We start from the raw sequence: 12,210 nt of genomic DNA on the forward strand, positions 1-12,210 counted from the left end.
GGCCGAAAAGCCAACGCCGCGCGGCTCGCTTGAGCGCACGGCGTTGTCGTTTGTCAGAAGGCGTAGCCCGCGCCGATCATCCAGGTCTGGTTGATCGTCTTCGAATCGGGCTCGTAGGCGTTGACGCCCGGCGTGACCTGCGTGACGCTCGATCGCCCGTACTGGAAGCGAGACCACTCGTAGCTCGCATTCACGTGGAAGTTGCGCGCGACCGCGTAGTCGAGCCCGAAGCCCGCCACCACGACCGGCTTGTTGCCGAGGCTGAATGTATTCTGCGAGCCCGCCAGCGTCATCGAGGCACCGACCATCGCGCCAGCGCGGACGTCTGCGGTCGCCACGAGTTTCGGCGTGACTTCGAGCTGCCCCATCAGACCGCCACCGATCACGTGGTGACGATAGCGCTCGTAAAAGCCGTTCGGGTCGCGGCTGCTGTCGCGAATCCAGTCCCGGTAACTGTAGCTCAGGTAAGGAATCACCTGTGCTTGCCGGGTGCCGAGTTGGAATGGAATCGCCTTGCCGGCCTTGAGCGTGATGTCCGTCGCGGTCGAGCGCGTGCTCATCTGGTAATTCGGCTGGACGACGCGGCCCGCCAGATCTTGCAGATAGCCGCCGTAGTCGACGTTACCGTGCGACACACGCACCGAACCGCCGAAATACAGGTTAGACACGCCAAACAACTGTCGCTGGGTCGATGCCCCCAGCGCGAACGCGGCGGTCGTCCCCCGTTCGGAATCGCTCTTGCCGGGGGCGATGCTCTCCCAGTAATGCAACTGCTGGGCACCGGCATCGATCCAGACCTGATTGTTGGCGCGCAGCATGGCTTCCTGCGCATAGACGTTGGCCGCACACAGGCTGGCGACAACGAAGACGAACGCGGCGCGCTGGATAGCGGTTGCGCTGCGGCCGCAAGCAATGGTGCGGCGGGTGCTCGGCGTCATGGCACGTCCCTCCCAGGCGTGATCTCTTAGACGACTCGGCGATGACCATCGGCGTGACCATCGTTTTCCGGCATTGTTTCAGCGCGTGACGCGGCGCGCAAGCAGGGAAATGTGGAATCTGCACCTACTTCGCATTTCAAGATTCACGCCATTCGAGACATCCAGGTGGGAGACCCCGGCCGGATGGCCGTGGCAATGGGAGAACGCGAGAACGATGCGGGCATGGCGGGCAAAAATCGCCGTCATCGATGCGAAGATCGCCGCATTGCGACCGTATCAAAAAGGCCACACGTATCGGTATAGATACTGATTCGCGGTCGTTTTTATGCAGACGCATAATGGTTCCAGAACCTGCGTGTCATGCACCGGGGGGCGCATCGACGCAATGTCATGCAGGTTCTTTCCGCGGCGAAGACCGTGCATCAGATCCTAGAAGACGCAATATGAGCTATTACCATTCGAAAGAAGAAGGCCGCGGGCGAGCCTTCAGCTTCACCCCCGCCTATCGCTGGCGCCGACGCGCCATGGCTGTGACCTGTGCGGTTCTCGCCGCACTGGCTTACTACGCGGTACATCACCCGAGGTAAGGGTCACGGCAGTTCCAGCGCGCCATGCAACAAGGCGCGTACGACTCGATATCGCACGCGCCTTGCTCGGTTTGTCTTGATTTTTCCGCCAGTCGACCTGATCGTTACCCGATCGCCCTCTCTCCGTTCGGCCCCCTCATCACCGGGTCATGGTCACTCGCATCCCTGGACGTTCCCGTCAAGCAGCGTGTCCCAAAACCGGCGCATGCCAGTCCAGCGGCACATTGGCGAGCATATCGTCGACCATCGCGTCCAGACCGAAGGCCGGCTGCCAGGCCCAATCGTAGCGGGCATGGGTATCGTCAAGCGTATGCGGCCACGTCTCGGCAATCGCCTGACGGAAGTCTGGCGCGTACTTCACCGTGAAGCCCGGCACGCGGCGCGCAATCGCCGCCGCCAGTGTGGCCGGGTCGAAGCTCACGCCCGCCACGTTATAGGACGAGCGCACGCGCAGGCGCGAGGCGTCCGCATTCATTAATTCCAGCGTGGCGCGCACCGCATCGGGCATGTGGATCATCGGCAGCGTCGCGTCTTCCTTCAGGAAACAGGTGTACGTCTCGCCGCGACGCGCCGCCTGGAAGATCTCGATGGCGTAATCGGTCGTGCCGCCGCCCGGGGGCGTCTTGTAGCTGATGACGCCGGGATAGCGCAGGCTGCGCACGTCCACGCCGAACTTCGTGAAGTAGTACTCGCACAGTCGCTCGCCCGCCTGCTTGCTGATGCCGTACATCGTGGTCGGATCCATGATGGCGAGCTGCGGCGTTTCGATGGCCGGCGTATGCGGGCCGAACGCGGCGATCGACGACGGCCAGAACACCCGCAGCCCCTGGCGTTCGCGCGCCAGTTCGAGCACGTTGAGCAGCCCGTTCATGTTGAGCGTCCACGCCTGAAGCGGTCGGGTCTCGCCCGTCGCCGAAAGCAGCGCCGCCAGATGGAATATCTGGGTGATGCCGAAGCGCTCGACCAGGGCGGCCAGTCGGGCGGCGTCGAGCACATCGAGCGTCTCGTAATGCACGGCATGGCGCGACGGCCCCGACGCGATGTCCGTGGCAATGACGTTCTCATTGCCGTACTGCGCGGCCAGCGCGTCGACGAGTTCGCTGCCGATCTGCCCGTTGGCGCCGATGATGAGGATGCGTTCCATGTTCAACCTTGCTTGAGAATGCCGAGTTCGTTGCCGGCCTGGGCGAATGCCGCCAGCGCACGGCTCAGATGATCGCGCGTGTGCGCCGCCGAGAGTTGCACGCGCACGCGCGCCTGCCCCTGCGGCACCACCGGGTAGAAGAAACCCGTGGCGATCACGCCCAGCTCATAAAGGCGCTGCGCAAAGCGCTGCGCGAGCGTGGCGTCGAAAAGCATGACGGGCACGATCGGATGGGTGCCCGGCTTGATGGTGAACCCCAGCGCTGCCACTTCCTTGCGAAAGAACGTGGTGTTCGCATGCAATTGCTCGCGGCGCGCCGACGAGTGTTCGAGTTCGTCGAACACGGCGAGCGACGTGCCGACGATGGCCGGCGCCAGGCTGTTCGAGAACAGGTACGGGCGCGAGCGCTGGCGCAGCGTCTCGATCACCTCGCGCCGCCCGGCCGTGAAGCCGCCCATCGCGCCGCCGAGCGCCTTGCCCAGCGTGCCGGTGATGATGTCGATCTTGCCGAGCACACCATGATGCTCGTGCGTGCCGCGCCCCGTCGGCCCCATGAAGCCGGTTGCGTGACATTCATCGATCATGATGAGCGCGCCGTATTGCTCGGCCAGCGACACGATGCGGTCGAGCTGGGCAATCGTGCCGTCCATTGAAAACACGCCGTCGGTGACGATAATGCGATGACGCGCCCCCACCGCCGCCCGCAACTGGCGTTCGAGGTCGTCCATGTCGTTGTGCGCATAGCGCAGACGCTGCGCCTTGCAAAGGCGCACGCCATCGATGATCGAGGCGTGGTTGAGGGCGTCGGAGATGATGGCGTCCTGCTCGTCGAACAGCGGTTCAAAGACACCGCCATTGGCGTCGAACGCGGCAGCGTACAGGATGGCGTCTTCCGTGCCGAGGTACGCGGCGATGCGGGCTTCAAGGGCCTTGTGCGGACCTTGTGTGCCACAGATGAAGCGCACCGACGACAAGCCGAAGCCGAAGTCTTCCAGCGCCTGCTGCGCCGCCTTGACGAGCGTTTCACTGCCCGAGAGCCCCAGGTAGTTGTTGGCGCACAGGTTGATGCGCGTCTGCCCGTCGTCGCACATGACCTCCGGCCCCTGCCGCGACATGAGCACGCGTTCCTGCTTGAAGAGGCCCTGGCGGCGCGTGTCTTCGAGTCGTTCGGTCAGTTGGCGGTAGAAGCCCTCGCGGGCCTCCGGGGTATGTACGGTCATTGTGCGCCTCTCCTTGGTGCGGTCGGCGGCGCCGTTGTGCGACGTCGCCGGGGAAATCGGGTGGCATCGGATGGCATCGGTGGATGCCGGCCGAAGCGAACGCCAGGCAGGCATCGAGCGCTTGCTCTGCTACCATGCAGCCATTCACCTTATCGGAAACTATACTTTATATTGAACTAGTTTCAATATATTGAAAAATTCTAATATCCCGGAATGCATATGGCAAGTCCTCCCGCAACCTCGACGGCGTCGCCGATCGCCCCGCCGCCGGTCGGCGACATGATTCAGCAACTGCGCAAGGAGCGCGGCATGACGCTGGAGACGCTCTCACGCGCGTCCGGCGTCTCCAAGTCGATGCTCTCGCAGATCGAGCGCGACAAGGCCAACCCGACGATCGCTGTGGCGTGGCGGCTGGCCAATGCGCTGGGCGTGCGCCTCGACCAATTGCTGGGCGCCCCGGCGGGCGACCCCGAACCGGTACGGGTAATCGGCAAGCATGAAATTCCGACACTGGCGGGCGCGGAGCATGCGTATCAGTTGAAGATCCTCGGACCGATGGAGTTGGCGGGCAAGTACGAGTGGTATGAATTGACGCTGCAGCCGGGCGCCGCACTCGTCTCCGAGCCGCACGATCCGGGCACGCGCGAGCACTTCACGGTGTTCGACGGTCAGGTCGACATCGAAGTCGAACACTTCGCGCGACGCGCCAAGCCGGGCGAGACCGCGCGCTATCCCGCCGACCGCGCCCACGCGATCCGCAATGTCGGCAAGTCCGTCGCGCGCGGCCTGCTCGTGGTGATCCACGGATAGGCGGCGTTACCTGGATGGGGATGGAGGGCGGCAAACGGGGGCCGACGGACTGAGTGGGTCGCACGGCGTCAGTCGCCGGACGGACTCGGTCGTGCTGAGTCCGTTCGACTGTGTCAGGCGCACCGCGGCCGGCGGTGAATCAAGTCAGTCGATGGATGAATGCGCAAGGCAGGAACGATCGCACGGGCAAAACGCCGCGCGGATCGTGCGGAGCGCCACGGCACGCGCGGCCTGAACGTGCTCAGGCGGCCGCCAGCGCGCCCGCCATCCCGGCGTCGATGAGCTGACGCGCCACCGTCGGTAAAATACGCAGCGGCGCCGAACCCGGTCCGAAGGTCTGGCTCGCCGCGTAGGCGCCTTCGAGAATCAGCGATAGCGCATCGACCAACGGCGCGGGCTCGCGCAAACCAGCGGCCGTGGCGAGTTCGGTGAAGCGTCGCACCATTTCCGCCTTGTAATTCGCCACCGACTGGCGCGCGGGGTGCGCCGGGTCGGGGAATTCAGCGGCCACATTCACGAACGGACAACCCCGATAGCCGGGACGACTCGCCCGCTCGGCGAGATCCACGAAGATCTGCAGCAGTTGTGCGCGCGGCTCACCAGCCCGCTTTGCAATGCTCTCGTCGATGCGCGCCAGACTCGCCGTCTGCATGTGGTCGAGATACGCCAGGATCAGCTCGTCCTTCGACGCGAACTGGCGATAGAGACACATCTTGTTGACACCGGCGCGTTTGACGACGGCGTCCACGCCCACGGCGCGCACCCCTTCGGTGTGGAACAGTTCCACGGCCGCATTGAGCAGATACTGCTGAGCGACGGGCGCCGGCGTCACATGCCGCCCGGTCTTGCCCGAACGCGTCGCCGCTCGGCCGCGGCGCGCAGGAGCCACAGCACCTTCGCGTTTGGCGGTCGTCGCTGCCTTCGTGGCCTTCGTGGCCTTCCCGGTCATCGCGACAGCGGTCGTTTCTCCCCCTGATGTCGCCAGATCCGGCGTCTCAGGCACATCGGGCATCACAGGCATCGTCGATTTGGCCATGTTCCGACCCCCTTAAAGCGGTGATTCGCGATGCCGGACAGCGCCCGGACGTCGCAAACGAATACTTGACATGTTACCGATCGGTTCATAACATGGCAACCTAATGTTACCGATCTGTCACAAGCGAACCATTGAACGTAGACAGTGCGGTTCCCGCAAACGTTCCCGGGTCGGCTGAAGCGACCGATCCCCCGCAAGGATTTCCGCCATGAAGGCAGCCATCGCAAGGCGCATCAACGGTCATTTCCACTACGGCTGGATCGTGGTCGGGGTGATTTTCCTGGTTTTGCTCGCCTCGGCCGGCATTCGCGCGACGCCCAGCGTGATGATGGTGCCGCTCGAGCACGACTTCGGCTGGAGCCGCGCCACTATCTCGCTGGCCATTTCGGTGAACCTGGCGTTGTACGGACTCACCGGCCCGTTCGCGGCTGCCGCAATGCAGCGCTTCGGTATCCGCCCGACGGTCATGGTGGCCTTGTTGCTGCTCGCCTCGGGCACGGCGCTCTCGTCGCTGATGACCGCCCCGTGGCAGATGGTGCTGATCTGGGGCGTGATGGTTGGCGGTGGCACTGGCGTGGCCGCCATCACGCTGGCAGCGACCGTGGCGAACCGTTGGTTCCACACGCATCGCGGACTGGCGATGGGCATTCTGACGGCCAGTTCGGCCACCGGCCAGATGGTCTTCCTGCCAATGATGGCCGCGATCATCGAGCGTCACGGCTGGCGACCGGTGGTGCTGATCGTGGCGATCGTCGCTGCGGTGGTATTGCCGCTCGTGGCGATTCTCCTGCCGGAACGTCCGGGATCGGTCGGCCTGCGTCCGGTCGGCGCCCCCGAGGATGCGCCGGATGCTCCCCTCGCGCAGGGCAATCCTCTGACGCATGCGTTGTCGGTGCTGCGCATGGCGGCCGGCAAGCGCGACTTCTGGCTGTTGTTCTTCAGCTTCTTCATCTGCGGCGCGAGCACCAACGGCTACATCGGCACGCACTTCATCGCCATGTGCAGCGATTACGGGCTCTCTGAAGTCAAGGGCGCGGGCATTCTCGCGGCGATGGGCATGCTCGATCTCGTGGGCACCACGCTCTCGGGCTGGCTCTCGGATCGCTATAACAGCCGCGTGCTGCTGTTCTGGTACTACGGGTTGCGCGGGCTGTCGCTGATCTACCTGCCGTATGCGTTCGGCTTCGATTTCTTCGGCCTGCCGCTGTTCGCACTGTTTTACGGCCTGGACTGGATCGCGACCGTGCCGCCAACCGTGCGCCTGACGACCGATGTGTTCGGCAAAACGGCGGCCCCGATCGTGTTCGGCTGGATCGTCGCGGGACATCAGCTCGGTGCGGCAACCGCCGCCCTGGTCGCCGGCTCGCTGCGCGCCACGCTCGGCAACTACACGATGGCGTCAATGCTCTCGGGCGGCGTGTGCATCATCGGCGCGTTCATGGTGTTGCGCATTGCCAGGCGCGCACCGAGTCAGCCCGTCCCCGCCAGTGCGTAATGCTGCCACCGGTTTGCCGTGATGCCTCGCACGCACGCAGGCAGGCGCTGCCAAGCGTTACCCAGCACTACCATGCACTACCAGGTAATACCGGGCGCCACCCGGCGCTATCAAGCGCCATCGAGCGTTGAGGCGAGGTTTTACGCCGACGGGCACCGCCGCAGGTGACGTCGGCAAGACGGCGCGAATTGCCGTAACCTGTGCAGGTTTTGTGCAGGACAGCATCCCCCCAATTTCACAGGACCCTCAGCAATGACGGACTCGCAACACCCCCAACTCACTGCGCTCGACACGGACCTGTTCTCACCGTACCGACTTGGCCCGCTCGAACTGCGCAACCGCATCGTGATGGCACCGCTCACGCGAAGCCGCGCCGGTGCCGGCGACGTGCCGAGCCCGATGAACGCCGAGTACTACGTGCAGCGGGCATCGGCCGGGCTCATCATCAGCGAAGCGACCAACATCTCTCAGCAAGGCAAGGGCTACGCCTTTACGCCGGGCATCTACACCGAAGCGCAGATCGCCGGCTGGAAAGGCGTGACGGACGCCCTCCATGCCAAGGGCGGCAAGATCTTCTGCCAGCTCTGGCACGTCGGACGCATCTCGCACACGTCGCTGCAGCCTGACGGTGCCCTGCCGGTCGCGCCATCGGCGATTCAACCGGCGGGCAAGGCCTTCACCGAGCACGGTTTCGAGCCGCACCCGACGCCGCGTGCGCTGGAAACCGCCGAAATTCCGGGCATCATCGCGCAGTATCGCCATGCCGCCGAGTGCGCGAAGCGCGCCGGTTTCGACGGCGTGGAAATTCACGCGGCGAACGGCTATTTGCTCGATCAGTTCATGCGCGACAAGACGAACCATCGCACCGACCAGTACGGCGGCAGCATCGAGAATCGCGTGCGTCTGACGCTGGAAGTCACGCAAGCCGTCGTCGATGTGTGGGGCGCCGATCGCGTCGGCATTCGTCTCTCACCGATCAGCCCTGCGAACGATTGCGGCGACAGCCATCCGGAGCCCGTGTTCACGTACGCCGTCGAACAACTCAACCGCTTCGGCCTCGTGTATCTGCATATCGTCGAAGGCGCGACTGGCGGCCCGCGTGAAGTCGAAAACGGCTTCGATCTGCAAAAGCTTCGTCAGCGCTTCGATGGTGCGTTCATGGCGAACAACGGTTACGACCTCGCGCTGGCGATTGATGCGCGCAAGGAAAACCGCGCGGACCTGATTGCGTTCGGCAAGCCGTTCATCGCCAACCCGGATCTGGTGGAACGCCTGCAGCGCGGCGGCCCGTTCAACGAACTGGATCGCACCACGCTTTATGGTGGTGACGCGCGCGGCTATCTCGACTATCCGACGCTTGACGAATCGGCGGCGTAACGCCCACGCGCTGGATCGTTGTGCTGCGTCAGAAAGGGCTCCTGCGGGAGCCCTTTCTGTTTGCATGACTGCGATATCAATCGCGACATGCGTCGTGCACTCCCCACACAACCCACTTCGTCTCGTTCGTCCATATTCCACTTCGATGTCATCCCCGTGATCCCTCTTGCGTGGATTAGATGGCATCGTCGTAGCCCGGACGGACCAAGTCAACAAAGTCGAAAGTCTTCCGGAAGTTTCCTGAAGCAAAACGGCAGTAATCCGAGATGTATTTCGGACTCACCAGCATTCGATGTCATTCCCGCGTCACTGCTAGGTTATGCCGCCCGCTGCCCTTGCCAGCGCACGAGATCCGCACCTGCCGGATTCTGGTACATGCGCAAGCCAAACTCCGGCAGGATCGCAAGCAGATGATCGAAAACATCCCCCTGCACGCGTTCGTACTCCGCCCACACCGTCGTGTTCGTGAAGCAGTACAGCTCGATGGGAATGCCCGTGGCCGACGGTTCGAGCGAGCGCACCATGCACGTCATGCCTTCGTGAATGTTCGGATGCGCCTTCAGGTAAGCCAGCGCATACGCACGGAAGGTGCCGATGTTCGTCAGCCGCCGCGTGTTGGCCGGCACCGCCGCTGCAATGCCCAGCGCGCCCAGCGCCGCATTCGCATCCGCCAACGAACGCTGCTTTTCCGTCAGATATGACCCGAGCAGATGCAGCCGCGACAGGCGCGCAATTTCCGCCTCGTCGAGGAACCCCACGCTGCCCGCATCGACGCATAGCGTGCGCTTGATGCGGCGACCGCCCGACTGCTGCATGCCACGCCAGTTGCGGAAGCTCTCCGCAATCAACCGCCAGGTCGGGATCGTGGTGATCGTCTTGTCCCAGTTCTGCACCTTCACCGTGTGCAGGGCGATGTCGACCACGTCGCCATCCGCACCCACTTGCGGCATCTCGATCCAGTCGCCCACGCGCAGCATGTCGTTGGACGTGAGCTGCACGCTGGCGACGAACGACATGATCGTGTCCTTGAACACCAGCAACAGCACCGCCGACATCGCCCCCAGCCCGGAGAGCAGGAGCCACGGCGAGCGGTCGATGATCGTCGCCACGATGGCAATCGCCGCGACCACGTAGAGCGCAATCTTGCCTAGCTGCACGTACCCCTTGATCGAGCGCGTGCGAGCATGCTCCGAGAGCGCGTAGACCGTTTGCGCGGCGTCGAGTGCGCCGGCGATGGCCAGCGTGGCGTAGAGCAGCGTCATCGCCAGCGCGACATTGCCGACGATCATGAGGGCCTTCGGCGGTAGATCCGGTACCCACGCGATACCGAACTGAATCACGAGGTACGGCAGGATGCGCGCCACGCGATGAAAGACGCGATGCGCGAGCAAAGCATCGTCCCAGCGGTTCGCCGTGCGTTGCACAACGATGCGCACCACGCGCACGATCAGACACCGCGTCACCGCCTGCACCAGCAGCGCCACCGCGAGCAGTATCCCCAACGCCCCGGCCAGCCGTGCCCAAGGCGCGTTGTCGAGCCACGCCATCATTGCTTCCCACGTCATCCTGCCACTCCTTGCCTGCTGTTTATCCCGACCGCCCCGCCGGGCGGAGGAATACAAAAAAAGACGGCCACAATCAGGCCGTCATTCGCTGAATTGTCGGACGAACGTCAGCGACGTACGCCCGCTGACGACCGTGCAAGCCGTCGTCTCGAATCACGCATCAGTTTACGCTGTTGCACCGAAAGGAACGCTCGCGATCACATGCGGCGCACCCGGCGGCGGCGGCACGGTGATCGCCCCGCCACCGTTGCCGCGCGACTTGCCTGAACTCAGATAGTCCGCGATGGAGTCCTGCGTGACCTCGCCCAGATACTGGTTGTCGTCGCCCAGCACCGGCAGCGATGCCAGGTTGTGTTCGTACATGCGCGAGAGCAGCACTCGCAGGTTGTCGCCCGCCACGGCCGACGCCTTGAATTCGCGCACCCGCTCACCGCACGCCCCCAGCGCGTGACGCGTGTCGCGACGCGCAATGTAACCCAGCGCACGTGCGTTCTCGTCGACGACGACCAGCGAGCGCGTATCGAGTTCGTCCATCATGCCGTAGGCCTCGGCCAGCGTCGTCTGCGGCTTGACGGTCGGCTGCGGCGTGGCCGCGTCCTCTGCGCGCACGAGCAGCAGGCGCTTGAGAATTCGGTCATGTCCCACAAAGCTCGCCACGAACTCGTCGACCGGACGCGCCAGCAACGCATCGGGTTGCGCGCACTGCACCAAACGCCCCTGACGGAAAATCGCGATGCGATCGGCCAGCTTGATCGCCTCGTCGATATCGTGGCTGACCATGATGACGGTCTTGCCCAGTTGGCGCTGCATCTGCAGAAATTCGTTCTGAATCGATTCGCGGTTGATCGGATCGACCGCACCGAACGGCTCGTCCATCAGCAGCACGGGCGGATCGGCGGCCAGCGCGCGGATCACGCCGATACGTTGCTGCTGGCCGCCCGACAGCTCGCGCGGGTAGCGCGACAGGTAGCGCTTCGGGTCGAGCGCCACCATCGCCATGAGTTCGGTCGCACGCTCGCGGCAGCGCGCCTTGTTCCAGCCGAGCAGACGCGGCACAACGGTAATGTTCTCCTCGATAGTCATGTTGGGGAACAGACCGATCTGCTGGATCACGTAACCGATATGACGACGCAGTTCAATTTCGTTGATGTTGCCGGTGTCTTCGCCGTTGAGCAGAATGCGCCCGGACGTCGGCTTGATGAGCCGGTTGATCATCTTGAGCGTGGTCGTCTTGCCGCACCCCGATGGGCCAAGGAAGACGCAGATTTCGCCCGGCGGTACCTCGAGGCTGACCGAATTTACGGCGGTCATGGGCGTGCCATCCTTCTGGACGAAGTTTTTGGTGAGATTGTCGAGGGTAATCATACGGTTCGGATTCCTTTGGGTGTCAGCACGCGCTGCAGGCGGTGCAACAGGGTGTCGGCAACGATGGCGAGCAGACTCACCATGACCGCACCCGCGACAAGTTGTCGGGTATCGCTCTGGCTGATCCCCTGGGTGATCAACACCCCGAGACCGCCGGCCCCGACGATGGCGCCAATGGCCATCACGCCGATATTCATGACGACGGCCGTGCGCACGCCGCCCAGCACCACCGGCACGGCCAGCGGCAATTCGACCAGGCGCAGACGCTGCCAGAACGTCATGCCGATGCCGATGCCCGCTTCGCGAATGCTCGGATCGATCTGACGCAAGGCGAGACTCGTGTTGCGCATGATCGGCAGCAGCGAATACAGGAACACGGCGGCAACGGCTGGCGCTGGGCCGATCCCCATACCGTAGACGGACAGGGCCGGGATCATCAGGCCGAACAGCGCAATGGACGGAATGGTGAGCACGACGGTGGCCAGGCCGAGCACAGCGCCCGAGAGCCAGCGAAAACGCGTGACCAGCACGCCCAGGGGCACGCCAACCACGATGGCCGCGCCCACCGAGGCGGCCACCAGCCAGGCATGCTGACCGGTAAGGGTCAGGACGCGCTGCCAGTTGTGGATCAGAAATTCAATCATGGGACTCCTCAATCGATCACTATCAGGTG

The 12,210-nt window shown here is 64.0% G+C and carries 10 protein-coding genes; 3 read left to right on the top strand and 7 right to left on the bottom strand.

Annotation, left to right across the window (positions count from 1 at the left end; all coding sequences use genetic code 11):
• Positions 1-53: 53 nt before the first annotated feature.
• From PEP31012_RS03280 to kbl, 3 genes are all read right to left on the bottom strand, one after another.
• Complete coding sequence (locus PEP31012_RS03280) at positions 54-938, bottom strand: hypothetical protein (protein ID WP_150587877.1); 885 nt, start codon at positions 936-938, stop codon at positions 54-56.
• 765 nt (positions 939-1,703) lie between these two features.
• On the bottom strand, positions 1,704-2,669 hold the full coding sequence (locus tag PEP31012_RS03285) for an NAD-dependent epimerase/dehydratase family protein (protein WP_174978087.1): 966 nt from the start codon (positions 2,667-2,669) through the stop codon (positions 1,704-1,706).
• Between the two features lie 2 nt (positions 2,670-2,671).
• The gene (gene kbl, locus PEP31012_RS03290; protein WP_150587879.1) at positions 2,672-3,889 is read right to left on the bottom strand and encodes a glycine C-acetyltransferase; all 1,218 of its coding nucleotides are present in this window, start codon (positions 3,887-3,889) and stop codon (positions 2,672-2,674) included.
• Positions 3,890-4,102: 213 nt separating this feature from the next.
• Between kbl and PEP31012_RS03295 the strand changes: the two genes are divergently transcribed.
• Positions 4,103-4,699: a helix-turn-helix domain-containing protein gene (locus tag PEP31012_RS03295; protein ID WP_425494910.1), complete on the top strand. Its 597-nt coding sequence runs from the start codon at positions 4,103-4,105 to the stop codon at positions 4,697-4,699.
• Between the two features lie 241 nt (positions 4,700-4,940).
• Here the strand turns inward: PEP31012_RS03295 and PEP31012_RS03300 are convergent, their stop codons facing one another.
• Positions 4,941-5,648: a TetR/AcrR family transcriptional regulator gene (locus PEP31012_RS03300; protein WP_425494918.1), complete on the bottom strand. Its 708-nt coding sequence runs from the start codon at positions 5,646-5,648 to the stop codon at positions 4,941-4,943.
• A 295-nt stretch (positions 5,649-5,943) separates the two neighbouring features.
• Between PEP31012_RS03300 and PEP31012_RS03305 the strand changes: the two genes are divergently transcribed.
• Together PEP31012_RS03305 and PEP31012_RS03310 are read left to right on the top strand one after the other, a co-directional pair.
• Positions 5,944-7,230, top strand: coding sequence for an MFS transporter (locus PEP31012_RS03305; protein ID WP_150587882.1), 1,287 nt, complete (start codon positions 5,944-5,946; stop codon positions 7,228-7,230).
• Positions 7,231-7,482: 252 nt separating this feature from the next.
• Entirely contained in the window at positions 7,483-8,607 is a 1,125-nt protein-coding gene (locus PEP31012_RS03310; protein ID WP_150587883.1) for an alkene reductase, read from the top strand.
• Positions 8,608-8,924: 317 nt separating this feature from the next.
• Here the strand turns inward: PEP31012_RS03310 and PEP31012_RS03315 are convergent, their stop codons facing one another.
• From PEP31012_RS03315 to PEP31012_RS03325, 3 genes are all read right to left on the bottom strand, one after another.
• Positions 8,925-10,172 carry a mechanosensitive ion channel family protein gene (locus PEP31012_RS03315; protein ID WP_150587884.1) on the bottom strand — a complete coding sequence of 416 codons (1,248 nt, stop codon included), beginning with the start codon at positions 10,170-10,172 and terminating at the stop codon, positions 8,925-8,927.
• A gap of 165 nt (positions 10,173-10,337) precedes the next feature.
• Positions 10,338-11,537: an osmoprotectant ABC transporter ATP-binding protein OsmV gene (locus PEP31012_RS03320; RefSeq protein WP_150587885.1), complete on the bottom strand. Its 1,200-nt coding sequence runs from the start codon at positions 11,535-11,537 to the stop codon at positions 10,338-10,340.
• Positions 11,534-12,181, bottom strand: a complete 648-nt coding sequence (locus PEP31012_RS03325; RefSeq protein ID WP_150587886.1) for an ABC transporter permease — start codon at positions 12,179-12,181, stop codon at positions 11,534-11,536. The genes PEP31012_RS03320 and PEP31012_RS03325 overlap by 4 nt, the downstream gene beginning before the upstream one ends.
• Positions 12,182-12,210 lie beyond the last annotated feature (29 nt).

The sequence above is a fragment of the Pandoraea eparura genome (assembly GCF_902459725.1).
Classification (GTDB): domain Bacteria; phylum Pseudomonadota; class Gammaproteobacteria; order Burkholderiales; family Burkholderiaceae; genus Pandoraea; species Pandoraea eparura.

Coding starts and splice junctions, on each gene's coding strand:
- PEP31012_RS03280 (WP_150587877.1), bottom strand. CDS start 938: ATGACGCCGAGCACCCGCCGCACCATTGCTTGCGGCCGCAGCGCAACC.
- PEP31012_RS03285 (WP_174978087.1), bottom strand. CDS start 2,669: ATGGAACGCATCCTCATCATCGGCGCCAACGGGCAGATCGGCAGCGAA.
- kbl (WP_150587879.1), bottom strand. CDS start 3,889: ATGACCGTACATACCCCGGAGGCCCGCGAGGGCTTCTACCGCCAACTG.
- PEP31012_RS03295 (WP_425494910.1), top strand. CDS start 4,103: ATGCATATGGCAAGTCCTCCCGCAACCTCGACGGCGTCGCCGATCGCC.
- PEP31012_RS03300 (WP_425494918.1), bottom strand. CDS start 5,648: ATGACCGGGAAGGCCACGAAGGCCACGAAGGCAGCGACGACCGCCAAA.
- PEP31012_RS03305 (WP_150587882.1), top strand. CDS start 5,944: ATGAAGGCAGCCATCGCAAGGCGCATCAACGGTCATTTCCACTACGGC.
- PEP31012_RS03310 (WP_150587883.1), top strand. CDS start 7,483: ATGACGGACTCGCAACACCCCCAACTCACTGCGCTCGACACGGACCTG.
- PEP31012_RS03315 (WP_150587884.1), bottom strand. CDS start 10,172: ATGACGTGGGAAGCAATGATGGCGTGGCTCGACAACGCGCCTTGGGCA.
- PEP31012_RS03320 (WP_150587885.1), bottom strand. CDS start 11,537: ATGATTACCCTCGACAATCTCACCAAAAACTTCGTCCAGAAGGATGGC.
- PEP31012_RS03325 (WP_150587886.1), bottom strand. CDS start 12,181: ATGATTGAATTTCTGATCCACAACTGGCAGCGCGTCCTGACCCTTACC.